The 22,386-nt window shown below is 65.5% G+C and carries 23 protein-coding genes; 14 read left to right on the top strand and 9 right to left on the bottom strand.

The features are described from left to right. Positions 1-54: 54 nt before the first annotated feature. The 4 genes from RCH11_RS13625 to RCH11_RS13610 are packed head-to-tail and all read right to left on the bottom strand — an operon-like array spanning position 55 to position 2,903. Positions 55-459, bottom strand: coding sequence for a hypothetical protein (locus tag RCH11_RS13625; RefSeq protein ID WP_327057563.1), 405 nt, complete (start codon positions 457-459; stop codon positions 55-57). Between the two features lie 7 nt (positions 460-466). Further along, positions 467-907 carry a nitroreductase family deazaflavin-dependent oxidoreductase gene (locus tag RCH11_RS13620; RefSeq protein WP_327057562.1) on the bottom strand — a complete coding sequence of 147 codons (441 nt, stop codon included), beginning with the start codon at positions 905-907 and terminating at the stop codon, positions 467-469. 2 nt (positions 908-909) lie between these two features. Then, positions 910-1,893 carry a zinc-binding alcohol dehydrogenase gene (locus RCH11_RS13615; protein WP_327057561.1) on the bottom strand — a complete coding sequence of 328 codons (984 nt, stop codon included), beginning with the start codon at positions 1,891-1,893 and terminating at the stop codon, positions 910-912. Positions 1,894-1,898: 5 nt separating this feature from the next. Then, positions 1,899-2,903: a LacI family DNA-binding transcriptional regulator gene (locus RCH11_RS13610; protein WP_327057560.1), complete on the bottom strand. Its 1,005-nt coding sequence runs from the start codon at positions 2,901-2,903 to the stop codon at positions 1,899-1,901. A 265-nt stretch (positions 2,904-3,168) separates the two neighbouring features. Between RCH11_RS13610 and RCH11_RS13605 the strand changes: the two genes are divergently transcribed. The 13 genes from RCH11_RS13605 to RCH11_RS13545 all read left to right on the top strand — a co-directional run bounded on the left by RCH11_RS13605 (position 3,169) and on the right by RCH11_RS13545 (position 15,854). After that, on the top strand, positions 3,169-3,327 hold the full coding sequence (locus RCH11_RS13605; protein WP_327057559.1) for an ATP-binding cassette domain-containing protein: 159 nt from the start codon (positions 3,169-3,171) through the stop codon (positions 3,325-3,327). 138 nt (positions 3,328-3,465) lie between these two features. After that, positions 3,466-4,935, top strand: a complete 1,470-nt coding sequence (locus RCH11_RS13600; protein WP_327057558.1) for an L-fucose/L-arabinose isomerase family protein — start codon at positions 3,466-3,468, stop codon at positions 4,933-4,935. Then, positions 4,932-5,288: an L-rhamnose mutarotase gene (locus RCH11_RS13595; protein WP_327057557.1), complete on the top strand. Its 357-nt coding sequence runs from the start codon at positions 4,932-4,934 to the stop codon at positions 5,286-5,288. The genes RCH11_RS13600 and RCH11_RS13595 overlap by 4 nt, the downstream gene beginning before the upstream one ends. Next, positions 5,285-6,451 carry an L-rhamnose isomerase gene (gene rhaI, locus RCH11_RS13590; RefSeq protein ID WP_327057556.1) on the top strand — a complete coding sequence of 389 codons (1,167 nt, stop codon included), beginning with the start codon at positions 5,285-5,287 and terminating at the stop codon, positions 6,449-6,451. The genes RCH11_RS13595 and rhaI overlap by 4 nt, the downstream gene beginning before the upstream one ends. A 158-nt stretch (positions 6,452-6,609) precedes the next feature. After that, positions 6,610-8,715, top strand: a complete 2,106-nt coding sequence (locus tag RCH11_RS13585; protein ID WP_327057555.1) for a bifunctional aldolase/short-chain dehydrogenase — start codon at positions 6,610-6,612, stop codon at positions 8,713-8,715. A gap of 214 nt (positions 8,716-8,929) precedes the next feature. Next, positions 8,930-10,351: a rhamnulokinase gene (locus tag RCH11_RS13580; RefSeq protein ID WP_327057554.1), complete on the top strand. Its 1,422-nt coding sequence runs from the start codon at positions 8,930-8,932 to the stop codon at positions 10,349-10,351. A 79-nt stretch (positions 10,352-10,430) separates the two neighbouring features. Next, on the top strand, positions 10,431-11,270 hold the full coding sequence (locus RCH11_RS13575; protein ID WP_327057553.1) for a fumarylacetoacetate hydrolase family protein: 840 nt from the start codon (positions 10,431-10,433) through the stop codon (positions 11,268-11,270). Between the two features lie 60 nt (positions 11,271-11,330). Next, on the top strand, positions 11,331-11,657 hold the full coding sequence (locus RCH11_RS13570; protein ID WP_327057552.1) for a hypothetical protein: 327 nt from the start codon (positions 11,331-11,333) through the stop codon (positions 11,655-11,657). A gap of 93 nt (positions 11,658-11,750) precedes the next feature. Continuing rightward, on the top strand, positions 11,751-12,215 hold the full coding sequence (locus tag RCH11_RS13565) for a Fur family transcriptional regulator (RefSeq protein ID WP_327057551.1): 465 nt from the start codon (positions 11,751-11,753) through the stop codon (positions 12,213-12,215). 168 nt (positions 12,216-12,383) lie between these two features. After that, entirely contained in the window at positions 12,384-12,638 is a 255-nt protein-coding gene (locus RCH11_RS13560; protein ID WP_327057550.1) for a hypothetical protein, read from the top strand. 209 nt (positions 12,639-12,847) lie between these two features. Beyond that, the gene (locus tag RCH11_RS13555; RefSeq protein WP_327057549.1) at positions 12,848-13,537 is read left to right on the top strand and encodes a GntR family transcriptional regulator; all 690 of its coding nucleotides are present in this window, start codon (positions 12,848-12,850) and stop codon (positions 13,535-13,537) included. A gap of 11 nt (positions 13,538-13,548) precedes the next feature. Further along, a complete protein-coding gene (locus RCH11_RS13550) occupies positions 13,549-14,493 on the top strand; it encodes an NAD(P)-dependent oxidoreductase (RefSeq protein WP_327057548.1) in 945 nt (314 codons plus the stop codon). Continuing rightward, positions 14,490-15,854, top strand: a complete 1,365-nt coding sequence (locus tag RCH11_RS13545; protein ID WP_327057547.1) for an alpha-hydroxy acid oxidase — start codon at positions 14,490-14,492, stop codon at positions 15,852-15,854. Before RCH11_RS13550 ends, RCH11_RS13545 begins: the two co-directional genes overlap by 4 nt. Before the next feature lie 50 nt (positions 15,855-15,904). Here the strand turns inward: RCH11_RS13545 and RCH11_RS13540 are convergent, their stop codons facing one another. The 3 genes from RCH11_RS13540 to RCH11_RS13530 all read right to left on the bottom strand — a co-directional run bounded on the left by RCH11_RS13540 (position 15,905) and on the right by RCH11_RS13530 (position 19,789). After that, the gene (locus tag RCH11_RS13540; RefSeq protein ID WP_327057546.1) at positions 15,905-17,362 is read right to left on the bottom strand and encodes a peptide MFS transporter; all 1,458 of its coding nucleotides are present in this window, start codon (positions 17,360-17,362) and stop codon (positions 15,905-15,907) included. A gap of 54 nt (positions 17,363-17,416) precedes the next feature. Beyond that, positions 17,417-18,442: a Gfo/Idh/MocA family protein gene (locus RCH11_RS13535; RefSeq protein WP_327057545.1), complete on the bottom strand. Its 1,026-nt coding sequence runs from the start codon at positions 18,440-18,442 to the stop codon at positions 17,417-17,419. Between the two features lie 168 nt (positions 18,443-18,610). Then, positions 18,611-19,789, bottom strand: a complete 1,179-nt coding sequence (locus RCH11_RS13530) for a kynureninase (protein WP_327057544.1) — start codon at positions 19,787-19,789, stop codon at positions 18,611-18,613. A 203-nt stretch (positions 19,790-19,992) separates the two neighbouring features. On the opposite strand from RCH11_RS13530, the gene RCH11_RS13525 reads away from it, so the two are divergent. Continuing rightward, complete coding sequence (locus RCH11_RS13525) at positions 19,993-20,346, top strand: hypothetical protein (RefSeq protein ID WP_327057543.1); 354 nt, start codon at positions 19,993-19,995, stop codon at positions 20,344-20,346. Here the strand turns inward: RCH11_RS13525 and rocD are convergent. Next, the gene (rocD, locus tag RCH11_RS13520) at positions 20,279-21,496 is read right to left on the bottom strand and encodes an ornithine--oxo-acid transaminase (RefSeq protein WP_327057542.1); all 1,218 of its coding nucleotides are present in this window, start codon (positions 21,494-21,496) and stop codon (positions 20,279-20,281) included. The genes RCH11_RS13525 and rocD overlap by 68 nt on opposite strands. After that, complete coding sequence (ddaH, locus tag RCH11_RS13515; protein WP_327057617.1) at positions 21,493-22,353, bottom strand: dimethylargininase; 861 nt, start codon at positions 22,351-22,353, stop codon at positions 21,493-21,495. Before ddaH ends, rocD begins: the two co-directional genes overlap by 4 nt. Positions 22,354-22,386 lie beyond the last annotated feature (33 nt).

The following is a 22,386-nucleotide window of genomic DNA, read 5'->3' as shown; positions in this document are numbered from 1 at the left end:
TGCCAAGCGGCGCGACGTCGGTGTAGTCGCGTCCCCGACCGATAGCCCGCGCGGTCAGTCCAGTAGGGATGTTCCCCACGTGACAACACCGTCGATCGCCACGCGGTCGTGGCTCACCGCCTGGGAGTAGAGCACGAATCCGGTGATCCAGACCGCGACGACCAGCACGAGAGTGATGAGGGCTATCCACCACGCCTGGCGGCGCCTCACGAGGCTGACGATCGTGAGCACGTTCCCCATAATCAGCAACAGGAACATTACAAACCATGAGATGCCGAGCGAGGCCACCGCCGCGCCTGCCGAACAGGTGGCCACCGGGCAGCGGCCCACGAGAGCAGCCGAGAACAGGTCGATCACGGCAGCAACAACGAGGAATCCACCGCCGATCAGGAGCACAGCGATCGAGACCGCAATGTCCCAGATGAGGAGCGGACGCCGGTTCGCGATAGTGTCACTCATCGACAGCTCAGCCTTCCGCTCGGGTCAACACGAACACCGGTATCTGACGGTCGGTCCCCGCCTGGTAGTCGGCATACGGCGGATAAGCCGCGACGGCTCGCCCCCACCACACGTACTTTTCATCGCCCGTGACTTCACGAGCGCGATAGTCCGCCTTCACGGCGCCATCCTGCAGTTCGACATCGGGATTCTTCACGAGATTGAAATACCAGACCGGATTCTTGGGCGCCCCGCCGAGCGAGGCAACCACCGCGTACTCGCCCTCGTATTCGACCCGCATGAGCGCTGTCTTACGCAACTGACCGGACTTCGCGCCAACGGAGGTCAGCACAATGATGGGCATACCTCGCAGATCAGCACCCTTCGCGCCGTCGGTCGCTTCAAACAGTTCGGCCTGCGTGCGGGCCCAGTCCACCGTGCTCGGTGCATATTCACCTTCGAGAGGCATCGCTACTCCGCTCCCCGCCAGTCGATGACGATTCCGTTGAGATGGTCGCGCTCCGGGGTGAAGAGGCGTCGGTAGGTGGCATCCGCTTCGGTCCAGTTGACTTGGTTTGTGATGAGCGGATCGAAATCGAGCTCGCCGGAGACGATGCGCCGCAGCACGGTGCGTCGCACCTCAGAGGTGCCGATAAACCATGGGAACACCGCGTTGATCTGGCGTTCGTGGGCGAGTTCATAGGTGAAGGAGACCTGGTCGGGGTACACGCCTTCGAAGACCATCGTGCCTTCGAAGCGCAGGCACTCGAGCGCGCTGTCGATGAGCGCAGCGACCCCGGTGGATTCGATCACCATGTCGAACCCGTCGGGGAAGTCGGGCTGAAGCTGGGACCAGGGCGATCCAGCCGAACCATCGATTACTCGGTCGGCGCAGTGCGCCCCGGAGATGGCCCGGCGTTCGGGGGAGACCTCAGAGACCACCACGTAAGCGCCGCGGTCCCGCGCGAGCATCGCCGTGGCCTGGCCGATGAGTCCCTGGCCGAGCACGAGTACGGTGTCGCCGCTGGCGATTCCGGCCTTATCGATCGCGTTGAGTCCGACCGCCGCCGGCACGAACAGCGCGGCCATGTGGTAGGAATCGGTCTCTTCGATCGGGTAGGTCAGCTCGAGGTCGGCGATGAAGTACGCCCCATGGGTCCTGTCCGCGAAACACGCGACAGCCTCCCCAAGCATGAGACCGTGGCGCTCCTCTCCCTCGCCGAACTCGACGATGTGGCCGACGCCCTGATAGCCGGGGGTGAAGGGCACTGGACCCCATGATGGCCGCACGCCGGTCGCGGCCAGCATCTCGGTGCCGACACTCACTCCGGTGAAGTCGGTGCGGATGAGCACCTTTCCCGGTCCGGGATGGGTCACCGGCCTCCGGCCAAGTTCAACGCGGCCGAACTCCGGCACGATGAGCGCGGGAGCATCGACGGGGATTAGCGGCGCCATGATCCCTACAACGTACTCTCTCGCACCACCAGTTCAGGCTGGAAAACGACCTGCCGCGGTGCGAGCGTGGAGTCGGCAGCCTCTTCGAGGAGAATCTCCACGGCGGTCCGGCCGATGAGCGCGCTCGGCTGGCGGATGGACGAGAGGGGCACGACGGCGGCACTTGCGAAGTCGATGTCGTCGTAGCCGATCAGGGCGATCTGCTCTGGCACGCGCACATCCGCTCCCTGCATCATGAGCGCCTGGAGCACGCCCATCGCGACGAGGTCGTTCGCGGCGAATACCGCGTCAGGCCGGTCCGTCGGGGCTCGACCGACGAGATCGGTGCCGGCGGTGCGTCCCGCGATGACGGTGAGCCCGTCGATCGGGATGACCTCGAGGGAGGCATCCGGATGCGCCGCTACTGCGATTCGCGCGCCAGCGAGCCGGTCGGTCACCTGTTGGATCTCGAGCGGTCCGCCGATGAACGCGATGCGGCAGCGGCCTTTCGCGAGCAGATGGCCGACGGCGAGCGCGCCACCCGCGACGTCGTCTACCGAGACCGAGCTGAAGGAGGTGTCTGCGCTCGTGCGGTCTACGAGTATCGCCGGTATACCCCGATCTCGCAGCTGTCGGAGCCTCGGAGTGATGTCACCAAACGGCGAGATGAGCACGCCGTGCATCCGCTGCACCTCGAACAGGTCGAGGTAGGTAGCCTCGCGATCGGCCTTTTCATCGCTGTTGCCGAGGATCACCGAGAAGCCATCGGCAGCGGCGCGGTCTTCCGCTCCCCGCGCGAGGTCGGTGAAGAAGGGGTTGCGTACGTCGAGCACGACCAGCCCGATGCTGCTGCTGCGGCCGGCGCGCAACTGACGAGCCGCATCATTACGCACGAAACCGAGCTCGGCGATTGCGGACTGGACGCGGGATGCGACGGCAGCCGAAACCTTCTCGGGACGGTTCATCACGTTCGAGACCGTTCCGACCGAGACGCCGGCGAGAGCCGCAACATCCTTCACACTGGCCGCCATGTATTTCCTCACTCCTCCAGCTGCGCGCGATGCGCCGCTCATTGCATGATGCCAGTATTGTCGCGCCGGTGCGGGTAGCAGCTTAGAACGATTCACAAATCGCCTTGACGAGAGGTAACAACACGGCATAGAGTGCAATTCGTTCGCTATTCTAAAACGATTCAATTTACCTCGACGTGGAGGACCCGCCGGCAATGAGGATGAGCCAAATAGGGAAACCCACACCATCCTCGAGCCGCGCAACCTCGCCACGTCCTTCGGCGTCGTGGCGGCCCCGGCGTCCGCGGACCTTCGGGTCGAGATGCGCTCGGTCCATGCCTTCGTCGGAGAGAACGGCGCCGGTAAGTCCACCCTGGTCAAAAACATTGCCAGTTCGTGCCAGCCGGACTCTGGCCGCTTCACCGTCGACGGGAGCCGGAGCTGACAAAACCGTTATCGTCGGGCCCCGACGGAGTTCGACACCAACAATGTCGTCTACCAAAACTGTCAAGCCCTCCGCTCTCCCGGGCCGGTCCGGGCCGCCCGGCTCGCGAGAGCATCACTTCACACTCGCGGAGACCTGATGACTTCCCGCCTCACCGCCGCTGACGCTCTCGCCCCGAAGAAGCGCCGCCAGACCCGGATCGGTCTCGTCGCCGGCGGTCTCGCCGCGTACTGGCCACAGTTTCCGGATCTCCTCCCGCAGTTGCAGCAATCCTCGGCCTATGTGACATCCCGCTTCGACGACCTCGACGCCGAGGTGATCGATGTCGGCTTTATCTCGGATGCCCCGGAGGCCAACGTTGCTGCCGAGAAGCTGCGCGTCGCCGACTGCGACCTCATCGTCATCTTCCTCACCACCTATCTCACCTCGTCCATGGTGTTGCCGATCGCGCAGCGCGCCAGGACACCCGTGCTCGTGATCGACCTGCAGCCGACCGAAGCGATGGACCACGCCAACTTCGACACCGGCAAGTGGCTCGCCTACTGCGGCCAGTGCCCCGTGCCAGAGGTGGCGAATGTCTTCCGCCGCGCCGGTATCCCGTTCCGGTCCGTCTCCGGTCACCTGAAGCAGGAGTCCGCCTGGGCGCGCATCGACCAGTGGGTGCATGCGGCCGGAGTTCGCGCGACCCTGCGCACCGCCCGCCACGGCCTGATGGGCCACCTCTACCCCGGCATGCTCGACGTCTCCACTGACCTCACCCTCGTCTCGACCCAGTTCGGCTCCCATGTGGAGGTGCTTGAGTTCGACGACCTTCGCGTGCGGGTTGCGGAGGTGACGGATGACCAGGTACGGGATCGTATGGAGCTCGCGAAGTCGCTGTTCACGCTCGACCCCTCCGTCAAAGAGGACGACTTCGCCTGGGGCGCGAAGGTCTCGGTGGGCCTCGATCGACTCGTCGAGGACTTCGACCTCGACTCCGCCGCCTACTATCACCGTGGCCTGCAGGGCGAACAGCACGAGCGGCTCGGGGCAGGCATGATCCTCGGAGCATCACTCCTGACCGCCCGCGGCATCCCCTTCGTCGGCGAGTACGAACTGCGTACCTCGCTCGCGATGCTCGCGGCCCACAGCATCGGCGCCGGTGGATCGTTCACTGAGATCCAGGCCCTCAACTTCTTCGACAACGTCGTCGAAATGGGCCACGACGGACCGGCCCACCTCGCCGTCTCCGAACGCGACCCGCTGCTGCGCGGCCTCGGGGTCCATCACGGAAAGCGCGGCTTCGGCGTCTCAGTCGAGTTCGACGTGAAACAAGGCCCGGTCACGACCTTCGGCATCGGACAGGATCGCGACGGCAGCTTCACCTTCATCACCAGTGAGGGAATGGTCGTACCCGGGCCGTTACTCGCGATCGGAAACACGACCTCCCGCGTTGACTTCGGTGGGGATCCCGGCGAATGGGTCGACGAGTGGTCGCAGACCGGGATCGGGCACCACTGGGCGCTCTGCGTCGGGCATCGGGCCGGAGACATCCGCGCCGCCGCCTCGCTGCTCGGCATCGAGCATCGGCATGTCGACATGGCGTCACTGCCGAGGTGGCGCTCGTGAGGCGTGTCTGCTTCCAGCTGCAGGTGAAGCCCGGTCACATTGACGCCTATCGTAAGGCTCACGCCACGGTGTGGGCCGACATGCTTTCAGCCCTCCATGACACCGGATGGCACAACTACTCGATCTTTCTTCGCCCGGATGGCCTCGTCATCGGTTACTTCGAGACCAGAGACTTGCAGGCCAACCTTGACGGCATGGCAGCCGCTCCCGTGAACGCACGATGGCAGGCAGCGATGGCCGAGCACTTCGTCGACCTCGATGTTCCGGCCGACCAAGCGTTTCTCTACCTCGACGAGGTCTTCAACCTCGACGACCAGCTCAACAGCGTCAACCAGAACGGGATCCCCTCATGACTACCTTCGCTTCAATCACTTCGTTGCTTGCTGAGCAGGCGATCGAGCTGCCGTCGTGGGCGTTCGGTAACTCGGGCACCCGGTTCAAAGTCTTCAGCACCCCAGGCACCCCCCGCACCCCGGAGGAGAAAATTGCTGACGCCGCCCAAGTGAACAAACACACCGGCCTCGCCCCCACCGTGGCCCTGCACATCCCCTGGGACAAAGTCGACAACTATGCCGCGCTCGGCGTCTTCGCCAACGACCACGGGGTGGCCCTCGGCACCATCAACTCCAACACCTTCCAGGACGACGACTACAAATTCGGCTCCCTCACCCACGCCGACCCGGTGATCCGGCAGAAAGCCATCGACCACCACTACGAATGCATCGACATCATGGATGCCACCGGCTCCCGCGACCTGAAAATTTGGCTCGCCGACGGCACCAACTACCCCGGCCAGCAGAACTTGCGCGCCCGGCAAGACCGACTCGCCGACTCCCTCGCCCACATTTACGCCCGCATCGGTGATACCCAACGCCTGGTGCTGGAATACAAATTCTTCGAGCCTGCGTTTTATCACACCGATGTCCCCGACTGGGGTACCTCCTACGCCCAAGTGACCGCCCTCGGCGAGCGGGCGATGGTCTGTTTAGACACCGGACACCACGCCCCCGGCACCAACATCGAGTTCATCGTCATGCAACTGCTCCGCCTCGGCAAACTCGGCTCCTTCGACTTCAACTCCCGCTTCTACGCCGACGACGACTTGATCGTCGGAGCCGCCGACCCATTCCAACTGTTCCGCATCCTCCACGAAGTCATCCGCGGCGGCGGATACGGCGAAGGCTCACCCGTCGCCTTCATGCTCGACCAATGCCACAACGTCGAAGACAAAATCCCCGGCCAAATCCGCTCCGTCCTTAACGTGCAAGAAATGACCGCACGCGCGCTCCTCGTCGACACCGCAGCACTGGACGCAGCACAAAACACCGGCGACGTGCTCGGGGCGAACGGTATCCTGATGGACGCCTTCTACACCGACGTGCGCCCGGCCCTCGCCGCCTGGCGCGAAACGCGCGGCCTTCCCGGCGATCCGATGGCCGCCTACGCGGCATCCGGCTACCAGGCTCGGATCGCGACCGACCGGGTCGGCGGAGTGCAAGCCGGCTGGGGCGCCTAAGCCCTGCGCTCACCCGCGGCGGACACACGACCCCGCGGCGGGAGTTACACCCCCCGCCGCGACGACATACCGACTCCGCGAGAGCGCGTATCCCCCGCCACCACAAATTCGCCACCGACACAGTCACCACAAGTCGCCACAGACCGAAGGATCACCACATGACCAACCCAGCGGCCACCGAGCTCATCGCCAGGAGTAATCGCCTCGGCTCTGACCCGCGGGTCACGAACTACGCGGGGGGTAACACCTCCGCCAAGGGAACGGATGTCGACCCGGTGACGGGTGGGCCGATCGAGCTGCTCTGGGTGAAGGGCTCCGGCGGCGACCTCGGCTCCCTCACCGAGTCGGGTCTCGCGGTGCTGCGCCTCGACCGACTGCGTGCGCTGAAGAATGTCTACCCCGGGGTCGACCGGGAGGACGAGATGGTCGCGGCCTTCGACTACACGCTTCACGGCAAGGGCGGTGCTGCCCCCTCGATCGACACCGCGATGCACGGACTTGTGGATGCCGCCCACGTCGACCACCTTCATCCGGACTCTGGCATCGCTTTCGCGACGTCCGTCGATGGGGAAGCCCTCACGGTGACGGCGTTCGGTGAGAAGGTCGTCTGGGTGCCGTGGCGGCGTCCGGGCTGGCAGCTCGGCCTCGATATCGCGGCGATCAAGGAGGCCAACCCGGCCGCGATCGGCTGCATTCTCGGCGGCCACGGGATCACCGCCTGGGGCGACACCTCTGCTGCGGCAGAAGCCAACTCACTCTGGATCATCGAGACCGCCGAGAAATTCATCGAAACCAACGGACGCCTCGATCCATTCGGAACCGTCTTGGATGGTTACAGCCCGCTGACACCGGAATCCCGGGCTTCCCGGGCCGCCGTGCTCGCCCCCACCCTGCGCGGGCTTGTCTCCACAGACCGGGCCCAGGTGGGTCACTTCACCGATGCCGAGGTCGTTCTCGACTTCCTGCAGTCCTCAGAGCACCCCCGTCTCGCCGCCCTCGGCACCAGCTGCCCTGACCACTTCCTGCGCACCAAGGTGAAGCCGATGCTGCTCGACCTGCCGCCGACAGCGTCCCTCGAGGACCAGCTCGCGCGACTGCATGAACTTCACGAGGAATATCGCGCCGATTACCAGGCGTATTACGACCGCAATAAGCCGCTACTGGAATCCGAGCTCGCAGGCTCACTCGGCACTGGCGTCGCAGGATCGCTGCGCGATCCTCACAGCTCCAGCGTGCCAGCGATCCGCGGCGCCGATCCCCTCATCGTGCTCATTCCCGGCATCGGCATGTTCAGCTACGGGGCCAACAAGCAGACTGCCCGAGTCGCAAGCGAGTTCTACATCAATGCGATCAACGTGATGCGAGGCGCAGAGGCGATCTCCACCTACGCGCCCATCGATGAGACCGAGAAGTTTCGCATCGAATACTGGGCACTCGAGGAGGCGAAGCTGCAGCGGATGCCTCGCCCCAAGCCCCTCGCAACGCGCGTCGCACTCGTCACCGGCGCGGCATCCGGAATCGGCAAAGCAATCGCCATGCGCCTCGCCGCCGAAGGAGCGTGCGTTGTGATCGCCGACCTCGACCTCGAGAAGGCACAGGCCGCCGCATCCGAAATCGGGGGAACGGACGTTGCGATCGGCGTGCAGGCAAACGTCACCGACGAACTGCAGGTGCAGGCCGCAGTGGATGCCACAGTGCTCGCGTTCGGCGGGCTCGACCTCGTCGTCAACAACGCCGGTCTCTCGCTCTCGAAGAGCCTCCTTGAAACCACCGTTGCTGACTGGGACCTGCAGCACGACGTCATGGCGAAAGGCTCGTTCCTCGTGAGCCGGGCGGCGGCGAAGGTGCTGATCGAGCAGAAACTCGGCGGCGATATCATCTACATCTCGTCGAAAAACTCCGTGTTCGCTGGCCCCAACAACATCGCGTACTCCGCGACGAAAGCCGACCAGGCCCACCAGGTGCGGCTGCTTGCGGCCGAGCTCGGCGAATACGGTGTGAAGGTCAACGGAATCAACCCGGACGGGGTAGTGCGCGGGTCAGGCATCTTCGCCGGCGGGTGGGGCGCCAAGCGCGCCGCCGTGTACGGCGTGCCGGAGGAGGACCTCGGCAAGTATTACGCCAAGCGAACCCTGCTGGGGCGCGAGGTTCTGCCCGAGAACGTGGCCAGCGCCGTGTTCGTGCTCTGCACTAGCGACCTCAGCCACACCACGGGGCTCCACATCCCCGTCGACGCTGGCGTCGCCGCCGCCTTCCTACGATGACGACTTCTTCGCCTCCGCGCCCGCGAGTGACACTCGCGCCCGAACGTTCGGGCGCGCGTGTCACTCGCGGGCGCATGGGGAGCATTGCGGGGCGCATGGGGAGCATTGCGGAGCGCATGGGGAGCATTCGCGGGCGCACGGAGAGTGTTCAGCGGCGCACGGGAAACACTCGGGTGCAGGCGCGCGTCGTTCGAAATTGCACGGAGGTCGATCGGTGACCGAGGCTGTCGCCGCAGTCGACCTCGGCGCGACCAGCGGTCGGGTGATGCTCGGATATGTCGGGCACAACGAGCTGAGCCTGCGGCCGGTTGCGCGCTTTCCCAACGGCCCGGTGGCGACCGCCGATGGGCTTCGCTGGAATCTCACCGAGCTCTATCGCCACGTGCTCTCGGGGCTCGACGCAGCGATCCGCGAAGAGACGAACGTGCAGAGTATCGGCATCGACTCCTGGGCTGTGGATTACGCCCTCCTTTCCGGCGATCGGATGCTCGCCGAGCCGTTCCACTACCGCGACGAGCGCACCGTGCCGGCCGTTGCAGCGGTGCACGAACTCGTGGGTGCTGCAGAGCTCTACCGAGCCAACGGCCTGCAGCACCTCCCGTTTAACACTCTCTTCCAACTCACCGCTGACCGTCTGGCCGGCACTCTGGACGAGGCAGATGGGATCCTGCTCATCCCGGACCTGCTCGGCTTCTGGCTCACCGGTGTGAAGGGTGCCGAGCTGACTAACGCGTCGACGACCGGCCTACTCAGCGTCACCACACGCAGGTGGGATGACGCGCTGATCCAGCGACTCTCCCTGCCGCGGAGCATCCTCCCTGATCTCATCGAGCCGGGAACACTCTTGGGATCCGCAACGAGATTTGGTGGGGTGCAGGTGCTCACGGTGGGATCGCACGACACCGCATCCGCCGTCGTCGCCGTCCCCTCGACTCGCGATGACTTCGCCTACATTTCCTGCGGAACCTGGGGGCTGGTGGGGGTCGAGCTGGAGAGTCCGGTGCTCACGGATGCGAGCAGGCTCGCCAACTTCACCAACGAGGGCGGAGTGGATGGGCGCGTGCGTTTCCTGCACAACGTGATGGGCCTCTGGCTGCTCAGCGAGTCAGTGCGCACCTGGGAGCACGAGGGCCAGGCGATTGATCTGCCCGCGCTGATCGCCGCGGCCACCGTCATCTCCGCCGGGCCGTTCTCCGCCGGGCCGTTCGATGCCGGGCCGTTCGATGCCGAAGACCCGAGGTTCCTCGCTCCCGGCGACATGCCGGGTCGGATCGCGGGCTGGTACTCAGAGCGCGGGCTTCCGGCCCCACGCACTCCGGCCCAATTCGTTCGCGCGATCATCGAGAGTCTTGCAGTCGCCTTCACGGAGGCCGTGGCAACAGCCAGCGCACTTTCCGGCAAACCGGTCTCGGTCATCCACATCGTCGGGGGCGGTTCCCAGAATGGGTTGCTCTGCCAGCTGACTGCCGACCGCAGCGGCCTCCCGGTGCTTGCCGGACCGGTGGAGGCGACCGCCATCGGAAACGTGCTGGTTCAGGCGCGAGCGCAGGGTCTCGCCAGCGGGTCACTCGAGGCAATGCGCGTACTTGTTGCAACGTCGTTCTCGCCCCGCCGCTTCGACCCGCGCATCCCGTGATCACCCGGTCCGATTGCCAATGACCACATAGAGTTCGGATGTTCGCCCTGCCAGTGTTGACTCTCGAAGAAGGTTGTCTATGAAATTCGTCCGGATCGGAGCGGTCGGCCAAGAGCGACCGGTCGTGCTTGTAGGCCACTCCAGTTATGACATCAGCAGCATCACCGCCGATATCACCGGGCAGTTCCTTGAGTCGGATGGTGTCGGCCGCGTGCGCGAGGCCCTCGCGGCGGGCAGTCTGCCGGTGACCACGACCGGCGGAGAGCGTATCGGGTCGCCCATCGTGCGCCCGAGCGCCGTCATCTGCATCGGCATGAACTACGCCGCCCATGCTGCAGAGAGCGGGTCGCTTCCGCCCACAATCCCGATCATGTTCCTGAAGACGCCGAACACCGTGGTCGGCCCGGATGACGATGTCGCGATCCCGCGCGCGAGCACCAAGACAGATTGGGAGGTCGAGCTCGGGGTTGTGATCTCGAAGCGTGCGTCCTACCTTGACTCGCCCGCAGACAGCATCGATCACATCGCGGGCTTTGTCGTGGCAAATGATCTCTCCGAGCGCGAATTCCAGCTGGAGCTGTCGGGCGGTCAGTGGTCGAAGGGCAAGTCCGCTCCGGGATTCAACCCGACAGGCCCCTGGCTCGTTACTCCCGACGAGGTCGACTACCGCGCGCTTCGGCTGCGCAGCTGGGTGAATGGCGAACCGCGCCAGGATTCCTCCACGGCCGACCTGATCTTCGACGTCGACTACATCATCTGGCACCTCAGTCAGTTTCTCACCCTCGAACCGGGAGATCTTGTGCTCACCGGAACCCCGGAGGGAGTCGCTCTTTCTGGCCGGTTCCCCTACCTTCGCGCGGGTGACGTGTGTGAGATCGAGATCGATGGCCTCGGGCGCCAGCGTCAGCTCTTTGTCTAACCCCACCGCGCGAGCCTGCACTTCGCGCCGCCTATGCTGACGATATGAAGGGCTGGCGACATGGATGAGCTGCTCGCGTCGAAAACCGCCGGTCACGCCGGCTCGGATTCCCGCCGCTTTGAGCTGACGCTGCGAAAGCCCTGGTTTGGCTGGACGCCAAAGCCGACTGTCGTGTTCGACGGGAGAGGCAATCCGGCTCAGTGGGGCACCGGCACGTGGATGGTCGCCACTAGGGGCACAACGATGGTGGGGGTCTTCCTGTTCAACCGGCTGTGGCGATTCGGTGAAGCCGAGATCGCCCTCGACGGAACCGGGCCCTCCGCTGTCACCTACTCTGCTCCGTGGCTTCCATTCCTTCGTGGTCGCCTGCACGTGACCGCGTCCTAACCGCCGGCGGTCGTCGAGCGACATCTGGGGGGCGTTCAGAAAAAGCCTCGGTCTAGATTTGACTTATTCAAAACAACAGGTATTGTTGTCGTTATGACGCAGTTAGATCCCCTCGAATCGGCCGGCTTGGCCGACTCTGTGCGGGCCGCCGGGCTCAAGGTGACCGCTCCGCGGCTCGCGGTTCTCGGAATGCTGCAGCATGCCCCACACTCCAGCGCCGAAGAAGTCTTCGCCGGTGTGCGGAATGAGTTGCCGGGAACCTCGGTTCAAGCCGTGTACGGAGTTCTGGCCGCGTTCACATTTGCGGGCCTTGTGCGTCGCATCGATCCGGCGAGTTCACCGGCGCTGTTCGAGTGCCGAGTCGGTGACAATCACCATCACATCCTCTGCGTTCGCTGCGGAGACCTGAAAGACGTCGATTGCGTGATCGGCGCAGCCCCGTGCCTGACTCCGTCTGACACCTCGGGCTTCACGGTGTACGCGGCCGAGGTCACATTCACCGGACTCTGCGAACCCTGCCAGAAGCAGCTCGTACTCGAAGGCTCAGCAGACCAGTAAGTCCGGAGCAATAGCGCTCCATCCTCAGCAGCCAGCGTCCAATGCGCCGAGCAGCTGCGTTTCTCGGCCCGCCGGTCGTCTTTATCGTCGACGGATCGGGCCCGCCGTCCACCCATCCACCGCGCAACCAATTAGCGCGCAACCAATGCCTAACCAAAGGAATACATCATGACCATGACCCATGAAATCGACATCTCCAGCATCTTCGCCCTGCCAAGCGAGAACGATGTGGCCATTCAGCCACTCGCCCCGCAGACGGTCGGAACCTATGTCACAACGAACGCCGCGTTTGTGCCGGTCGTCGGAACCTACGTGACAACGTCACGCGTTGCCGCCGGCGAGCAGGTGCGAGGCCGCTACGTGAGCAACTCCCGCCCCGTCACGGCTGCCGATGGCTCCTTCGTGACCAGCCAACTCCGCTGATCTCGTAACGAGTGCCACCCGGAATAGAGGAGCGCGCGGTCTGTCCTACAGTGCAGGACTCCTGGGCTGTGTGACAGGCCGCGCGCTCGCATCCGCCGGGCCGATAGTCCTGCAGAGCACAGGGGTTAGACGCCGCGATCATCCCCATCGGACTACCGCAGAAAGTGACCTGGCGGCACCGGTCCATTGCCTCGTATACTTGTCTAACAATGTTGTCGCCATCAGCCCGGTCGACCCGGGACACCGCGCTCAAGACAACCTCTCTCCCCGAGGCTGTCTACGACGCCCTGCGCGAGAGCATCGTCACCATGGTCGATCGTCCGGGAGCGCTTCTCACCGAGTCGGCCGTGGCCGGGCGCTACGGCGTGGCTCGACCCACCGCGAAGGCCGCTCTCGAACGGCTGGTGAGTGAGGGGCTGCTGTCGCGACGCGCGCATCACGCCGCGCAGGTTCCGGAGCTCAGTCGCGACGACATCCAGGATCTCTACTCCAATCGCGTGATTCTCGAAGAGGCCGCACTGCGGAACCTCGCGACCGACGCCGTGGTCCCGGTCGCCGCTCTCGCCGTGCATCGCGAGCTACTCGAGCACGTGCGCACCAATGATCGTGCCGCCCTCGCGCGCACCGATCTCGACTTCCACCGCCAACTCGTGCTTGCCCAGCACAGCCAGCGCCTCGCGAGGATGCACGGCCTGCTGATGGGAGAAATCGAGCTCTGCATTGGCCAGGTGCAGTCGCACCAACTCCTCCGTCCGGCGGATGTCGCGCACCAGCACCAGGGCATCCTCGACGCCGTGGCGGCCGCAGACGCTCCCCTCGCCGCTCGTCTCACTCGCGCACACATCGAGGGCGCCCGCGACCGGCTCCTGCAGAAATACGACAGCGAGCCGCCGGTATGACCATCACCCGCATGACCATCACCCGCATGACCATCACCGTCGCGGTGCCCGACGCCGCAATGCTCGACCGCCTCTCTGCTATCGGGCACGACGTCGTACTCGAGGTGTGGACGACGGATGACCCGCCCCTCGACCATCCCGTCGACCTGGTCGTGCTGCCGTACTCGGTCTCCGCCGCCACACTCCCCGCCTTCGCGCACTCCCCGGTCTCGGTGATCCAGAGCCAGACGCTCGGGTTCGACGCCGTGGAACAGCTGCTCCCCGCCGGGCTCGCCTACTGCAATGCGGTCGGTGTTCATGAGGGACCGACCGCGGAACTCGCCGTCGCCCTGATTCTCGAGAGCCAACGCGGTCTCGACGTCATTGCCCGCGCGCAGCCCTCCGGCGGCTGGCAGCGCGACTGGTACCCCGGCCTTCTCGGGCGCTCGGTGCTCATCGTCGGGGTAGGGGGAGTCGGTGACGCGATCGCCGCGCGACTCGAGCCTTTCGGCGTCGCCCTCAGCCGGGTGGCGCGTACCGCCCGCGAAGACCGGCGCGGGGTCATCCATTCCCTCAGGGACCTGCCGACCCTGCTCGGCAAGGCGGACATCGTCGTGCTTGGCATCCCCCTCACTCCCGAGACCGCCGGCGTGGTCGACGCGGCGTTCCTCGGCCAGATGAAAGCCGGCGCCCTGCTCGTGAACGTGTCCCGCGGCGCGATCGTCGACACGGCGGCACTCACGGCGAGCGTCGCGAGCGGAGCGATCCGCGTCGCCCTGGATGTCGTGGAGCCCGAACCGCTCCCACCCGATCATCCGCTCTGGACCCTGCCCGGCGTGATCATCACCCCGCACCTCGGCGGCCAGGTCGCGAGCATGGCCTCTCGCATCGATCCACTCGTGCGCCTCCAGATCTCCCGGCTGCAGAGCGGCCTCTCCCCCCTGAATATCGTCGTCGACACAAGGACATCATCATGAAACTGCAGCGCCACTTCCCCCGGGTACGCGATCTCGCGCCCCTCATGCACTTCGCCACCCCGGAGTTCAACGCGAAGAAGCGTCGGCTCGAAAAGGCGCTGACGATCCACGACCTTCGAGCGATCGCACAAAAGCGCACCCCGAAGGCCGCCTTCGACTACACCGAGGGAGCCGCCGAGGCAGAGATCTCGCTGGCCCGTGCGCGCCAGGCCTTCGAGGACATCCAGTTCAATCCAGCGATCCTGCGGGACGTCTCGGTGGTCGACACTTCTTCGACGGTGCTCGGCGGCCCGACCGCACTGCCGTTCGGCATCGCCCCGACCGGCTTCACCCGCATGATGCAGTCGGAGGGGGAGATCGCCGGGGCCGGGGCGGCCGGGGCGGCCGGTATCCCCTTCTCGCTGTCCACCATGGGCACGACCGCCATCGAGGACGTGAAGGCCGCGAACCCGACCGGGCGCAACTGGTTCCAGTTGTACATGTGGAAAGATCGCGACCGCTCGATGGCGCTTGTCGACCGGGCCGCGAAGGCCGGATTCGATACCCTTCTGGTGACCGTGGATGTGCCAGTAGCCGGCGCAAGGCTGCGCGACAAACGCAACGGATTCTCCATCCCGCCGCAGCTCACTCTCGGCACCGTCATCAACGCCCTGCCGCGACCGGAATGGTGGATCAACTTCCTCACCACCGAGCCGCTCGCCTTCGCCTCCCTCGACCGCTGGTCGGGCACGGTCGGTGAGCTCCTCGACACGATGTTCGATCCGACCGTCACCTTCGAGGACCTCGCCTGGATCACGGACCAGTGGCCGGGCAAGGTCATGGTGAAGGGAGTGCAGAGCCTCGACGACGCCCGGCGGCTGGCGATGATGGGAGTCGACGGGATCATCCTCTCCAATCACGGCGGCCGCCAACTCGACCGCGCACCCATCCCGTTCCACCTGCTTCCGGATGTCGCCCGCGAAGTCGGCACAGACCTCGAGGTGCACCTCGACACTGGCATCATGTCGGGCGCCGACATCGTCGCCGCGATCGCCCTCGGCGCAGACTTCACCCTCGTGGGACGCGCGTACCTCTACGGACTCATGTCCGGTGGGCGCGAGGGAGTCGACCGCATGATCGAGATCCTCGGCGAGCAGATCACCCGCACCATGCGCCTGCTCGGAGTCACCTCCCTCGCCGAACTGACACCCGCCCACGTCACCCAACTCGAACGCCTCGCACCCCGGGCACTGAGCCTCCCCGCCGCGACCGCCCCGCGGCCGCCCGCCAAGGCCACAACCAGGCCGTCCGTCACGCCGAAGACCCCGCCGAAGGCCGCTCCGCCGAAAGCCGGCCCGCGTAAGTCGCCGATCGCGGGCTGACCAGTACCTCCGCTCACGCTCGCGACACCCTCACCGGAGTGCCGCGGGCTTCAGCGCACCCCACGCATCAGGGCGAGCACCGGTTTTGCAACGAGCACGAGGATCACGCCGATCACGATCGCAGTGCCGCCGAGAACGCTGAAATACGGAGCCTCATTCCGCGGGTCATACAGCGCCGCGAGCTGGCCGGAAACCGCAGAGCCAATCGCCACGGAGAGGAAAAACAGCGCGACCATCTGTGTGCGGAAGCGTGCCGGGGCCAGTTTCGTCGAAACGGACAAGCCGATCGGTGAGAGCAACAACTCGGCAATGGTGAACACCAGCAGGATGAGCACAAGGGCGAGCACTGGCGTGCCATTTCGTCCCGTGGCCACGAAGGGCAGGAAGAGGAGGAAACCGGCGCCAACGCCAAGCGTACCCAGCCCGAACTTCACCGGGGTGGTCGGTTGCCGTCGACCGAGGCGCGTCCACAGGGCCGCGAATACCCCGGACAAAACGATGATGAAAATCGGGTTGATCGACTGGACCCAGGAGACCGGGAACTCCCAGCCGAGAATGTTGCGGTCGAGACGCTGGTCGGAGTAGATCGTGACCACGGTGAACTGCTGCTGGTAGATCGACCAGAACGCGGCACTGGCGATAAATAGTGGGATGAAGGCCACCACCCGGCTGCGCTCATCGCTCGTGATGGAGCGGCTGGTCAGGATGACGACGAAGTAGGCCACAGCGGCGAGCGCGGTCACCCCGATCACGATGATCGCGAGATTTGCGGCCGTGATCACCTCGAAGACCACGAGCAGCACGACGACGATGACTCCGGCGACCGCGATCCCCCCGACGAGGGGAAACATCCGCCTTGGCAGTGGATTCGGAATTTCGCGAGCCGCATCCGGAAGCCGCTTGCGACCCGACGAATATTGGATGAGTCCTGCCGCCATGCCGATCGCGGCGAGGCCGAACCCAAAGTGGAAGCCGATCGTGGACTGCAGTAGCCCCGTCAGGAGCGGCCCGAAAAATGCACCAAGGTTGACGCCGAGGTAATACAGCGAGAAGCCGGCATCCCGCCGGGTGTCATCGGTGGAGTACAGCGTGCCGACGATGGAGGTCGCCGTCGCTTTGAGGCCGCCGCTGCCCACCGCGATGAGGATGAGACCGACACCAACGCCCACGAGTCCGGGAATCAGGGCGAGCGCGATGTGGCCGGTCATCACCACAGCGGCGCTGATGAAGAGCGTCCGTTCGCTGGAGAGAATCCGGTCGGCGATCCATGCTCCGAGCACGGTCGCCAGGTATACCCCTCCGCCGTACGCGCCGACGATTCCGGCCGCGAGCGTCTGGCTGAGTCCGAGACCACCCTTCGTCGCCGAGTAGTACAGGTAGATGAGCAGGATTCCCTGCATCCCGTAGAAGGAGAACCGCTCCCAGGTCTCAACTCCGAAGAGGGTCGCGAGGGCGCGCGGTTGCCCGAAGAACCCTCTGTCCCGCAGCTCTGGTTCTTTGGATGTCATCTCACTATCGATACACCCCACCCCGCCGGCGCGCAAACCCGCCGGTTCGCGAACCTACGCGGGCAACCCCAGCTGCCGCCGTGCCTCGTCAATGGTCTCGAGCACTGCGACCGAGGTGTCGAGCGGATGCAGCGGGGACTCGGTCAGCCCGTCGGCGACATGCTGCGCCACCGCGGTTGCCTGCCAGACCAGGCCGTCACGCCAGCGCAGCTCGGTGGGGTCATCCCAGCGCAGCGGCTCGTCCGTGCCATCCCGGTACACCGTGAAACCTCCCGGTGCCACAAAGGGTGCGTCGATGTCGAGGCTGGCGAGAGAGCCGCTCACGGTGGCCCTCACCGGCGTTGACACGATCATGCTCGTGCTCAGCTGGGCCTCGGCGCCGCTCGCCGTGCTGAACAGGAGAGCGGCCTGGCCATCCACCCCGGTCGATGTTATCGAGCCACTCGCGACGATCCGGCTCGGTCTGCCCAGCACACAGTGCGCGAACCAGATCGGGTAGACGCCGAGATCGAGCAACGCCCCTCCGCCCAGTGCCGGGTCGAAGGCGCGACTGGTGGCATCGAAGTCGAAGATCGAACCGTAGTCGGCGGCAACGAGGCCGATGTCTCCCAGCATGCCGTCAGCGAGTAGAGCGGTGATCACCGTTGTTTGGGGCAGGAAACGCGCCCACATTGCCTCCATGGCGAAGACGCCGGCGGCCCGCGCCGCATCCGCGATCTCCCGGGCCTCGGAAGCGGTGAGGGCGATCGGCTTCTCGATGAGCACGTGCTTGCCGGCGGCGATCGCGAGGAGCGCAAGGACCCGATGCTCGCTGTGGGGGGCGGCGACGTAGACGATATCGACGCCGGGATCTGCCACCAGTCGCTCATAACTGTCGTAGGCGCGCTCGATGCCGAAGCGCGCGGCGAAAGCCGTGGAACGATCGAGGGAACGCGATCCGACCGCGTGCATCCGCTGGTCGGAGTTTGCGTGGAGTGTCTGAACGAAATCGGCGGCTATCCGACCGGGCGCGAGCACTCCCCAGCGGAGAGTCGGCCCGCCCCGCAAGGGAGTTGCGGTCGACGCGGGAAAGTAGTTCATCAGGTGGCCCCCCTGGCCGATCGGCCTAGAGTGACGACGATACTCGTAGCGGTGCGTGTTGGTGCCACACGCGCCATACGCACTCCCGCGACCGCACCGCTCGGAGCACAGCCGGAGGCGCGGAGCCGGATGCTCGGAGCCGAGTTCATGACACCAGCACGAGAGCGGTCACCGCGCCAGTGCCTCCGCGATCGAGTTCACGCCGAGCTCGACTTCGGCGAAACTCGTTGACAGGGGAGACAGCCCGAGTCGGATTCCGGTCGGGCGTCGGAAGTCCGGGATCACGCCGGTCTCCCACAGCCCGGGCAGGAGTGATTCGAAGCGCGGATGGTCGAGGGTGATGTGGCTGCCGCGGCGGTCGGCATTCCGCGGCGACGAGAGAGAGACGTGCGGCAGTCTGTCGTCGGCGAGCGCGATCGCGTACTCGGTGAGCGCGACCGACTTGGCCCGGATGGCCGGAAGTCCCACCTCATCGATCAGGGCGATCGCCGGCTGAAGGGCCAGCATGCCGATAATGGGCGGCGTGCCACTGAGGAAGCCGCGGATACCCTCGGCTGGCTCGTAGCCCTGCCCCATCTCGAAGGGCGCGCGCGATCCGAGCCAGCCCTGGATCGGTTGCCGCAGGGTCGACTGAAGGTCACGGCGCACATAGGCGAAGGCGGGCGCGCCCGGCCCACCGTTCAGGTATTTGTAGCTGCAGCCAACCGCAAGGTCGACATCCCAGTCGTCTAGCGCGGTCGGCACGACCCCCGCCGAGTGGCAGAGATCCCAGAGGATAAGAGCGCCCGCGTCGTGCACGACCTTCGTGATCGCTGGCACATCGGCGAGGAATCCCGAGCGATAGGAGACCGTCGACAGCACCACGAGCGCTGTCTTCGGGCCCACGATCTCCGCGACCTGGCCCGGGGAAACATCCCCCGCCCCGATCCAGCGGAGCGTGAGCCCGCACTCCGCCGCGATGCCCTCGAGCACGTAGCGGTCAGTGGGGAAGTTGTCGCGGTCGATCACGAGCTCGTGCCGGTCTCCCGCCGCGCTCACAGCAGCGCGTACCAGCTTGTAGACCAGCACTGTGGTGGAGTCGCCGATGGTGGCCTGCCCGGCCGCGGCGCCGAGCGCGACCTGTCCGAGCTCATCACCGATGGTGAGGGGCAGGTCAAGCCAGCCGGCATCCCAGCCTCTGATGAGCTGTGACGCCCACTCGTCGGTCGCGAACCGCGCGATACGGTCAGCGGATGCGGTAAGCGGCCGCCCGAGCGAGTTGCCGTCGAGGTAGGCCACCACGCCGGGGGACTCGACGAATCGATCGCGGTAGGCGGAGAGAGGATCGTCCGAGTCCAGTGGGTGCACGGATCAAGCCTAGGGTCGCTCGCGAACATAAGACTGTTAGCGAGCTCGATCCCAGATTTGTGGAATGCACAGCATTGCTCTTGACAACCACAGAAGCGGGTTGCGGCCGGAGGCTGACCCCGACACTGGGAGCGTACGGCCGCAGAACGAGCAGCGGTCCGATCTGTCGAAGAACCCAATCTCACAAAGAATGGAGTCGAATCATGACATCAAGGAAATTTGCCTGCGCGGTCGTCGGCGCGCTTGCTCTGAGCGTCGCCCTCGTCTCCGGCGGAGCGGCCGGCGGTCCCTGGTTCATCGGCACGGGGTCGGCTGGATCGCAGAACTCGATCAACAGCTTCGGCTACAACAACGTGCCGAACACGATGTTCGGACCGTACTGGGGTTCCGTCATCCAGAACGCATATGACTCGGCGTCAGCCCGGGCATCCGCATCGTCCGGTGACCTCGCGCGCTGCGCGGTCGCCGGACCACTCTGTGGGCTGAAGGTCAGCCGCGGAGTTCGAGCAGCACTGCCTCGAGCTGGTCCACAGCGAAGTCGACATCCTCCGCGGTGATCACGATCGGTGGAGCAAGACGAATGGTCGACCCGTGGGTGTCCTTCGCCAGCACACCTCGCGACATCAGCAACTCGCACACCCGGCGCCCGGTCGCGAGGGAGGGGTCGATGTCGATACCGGCCCACAGTCCCGCTGATCGCACCGCAAGCACACCGAATCCGACGAGTCGTTCGAGCCCTGCGGTGAGGCGAGCACCCATCACGCGAGCTCGCTCCTGGTACTCCCCGGTCTCGAGGAGGCCGACGACCGCCGAACCGACCGCGGCGGCGGCGAGCGGATTTCCGCCGAAGGTTGAGCCGTGTTCGCCCGCTCCGAGCACGCCGAGGATGTCCGCATTGCCGACCACTGCCGAGACCGGCACGATACCGCCGCCGAGGGCCTTGCCGAGAAGGTAGAGGTCGGGCACGACGCCGACGTTGTCGCACTGGAAGGTGGCACCCGTGCGTCCGAGTCCCGACTGGATCTCGTCGGCGATGAACAGCACGTTGTGGCGTGTGGTGATGTCGCGCACCGCCGGCAGGTAATCGACTGGCGGGATGAGGATTCCCGCCTCACCCTGGATCGGCTCGAGGAGCACGGCCACAGTATTGCCGTCGATGGCGGATTCGAGAGCCGCGGCATCCCCGTACGGCACCGAACGGAAGCCGGGCGTGAACGGGCCGAAGTCGGTGGTGGCTGTCGCGTCATCCGAGAAGCTGATGATCGTGATGGTGCGGCCGTGGAAGTTGCCGTCGGCCACGATGATGTTCGCTCGATCGGGCGCGACACCCTTCACCCGGTAACCCCAGGCGCGGGCCGCTTTGAGCCCCGACTCCACCGCCTCCGCTCCCGTGTTCATCGGAATGACGAGATCCTTCTTGGCGAGCGCGGCAAGCGCGGCGACGAACGGCCCCAACCGGTCATTGTGGAACGCCCGGCTGGTGAGCGTCACCCGGTCGAGCTGCGCCGTGGCGGCCGCGATGAGCGCCGGATGCCCGTGGCCGAAGTTGACCGCGGAGTAGGCCGCGAGGCAATCGAGGTAGCGCCGGCCCTCGACATCCGTGACCCAGGCGCCCTCCGCGGTCGCGACGACGACCGGCAACGGATGGTAGGTGTGCGCGATATGCGCATCCTCGGCCGCGATGAACTGCGCCGGGGTCGAACTCATCGACGCAGTTCGAGGGTGCAGCACTTGACGCCGCCGCCGCCGAGAAGCAGTTCGGAGAGGTCGACGCCGATGGGGTTATAGCCGCGCTCGCGCAGCTGGCGCTCAAAGTCGGTGGCGCGGGAGGCGATGACCATGTTGTAGCCGTCACCGAAGGAGTTGAGGCCGAGCACGGCAGCGTCCTCCTCGTTCACCAGGATCGCGTCAGGAAAACGCTCGCGCAGCACGGCGAGACCGGCCTCGTTGAAGGCGCTCGGCAGGTAGGCGATGTTGGGCCCGGAACCGTCGGCGGAGACATAGCCCGGCTGGGGGTCGAGTACCGCGATCGCCGTGTCGAGGTGGTAGAAACTCGGGTTCACGAGCTCGAGGGTGACGACCTCGCGGCCGTACAACTCGGCGAGCTCCTGGTGGCTGTTGGACGCACTGCGGAATCCGGTGCCGGCGAGAATCACGTCGCCCACCAGCAGGAAGTCGCCCTCGCCCTCGTTGATATTCTCCGGCACTGTCACGTCGAAGCCGTTCTCGCGGAACCAGTCCATGTAGGCCGGGCCCTCGGGCTGACGCTCGGGATAGGTGAAGCTCGCGCCATAGGCGATGTTGTCGAGCACGAATCCACCGTTCGCGGCGTAGACCATGTCGGGCAGTCCGTCGATCGGGTCGATGAGGTGCACGTCAAACCCGAGATCGACATAGGTCTGATACAGCGTCTCCCACTGGCGTACGGCGAGGGCAGTGTCGGTGGGGAGTTGTGGATCCATCCAGGGGTTGATCCGGTACACCACCGTGAAGAATTCTGGACGGCACATAAGGATGGTGCGTTTGGACGGGATGCGGACAGTGGCAACATTCGTTGCAGGCATGGTGGCCGACACGAGGGCTCCTTCGGAGATCGG

This window comes from Glaciihabitans sp. GrIS 2.15 (assembly GCF_035984695.1).
Lineage (GTDB): Bacteria > Actinomycetota > Actinomycetes > Actinomycetales > Microbacteriaceae > Lacisediminihabitans.
Note: the sequence above shows the minus strand (reverse complement) of the source record. Positions and strands in the feature narration are given on the sequence as shown.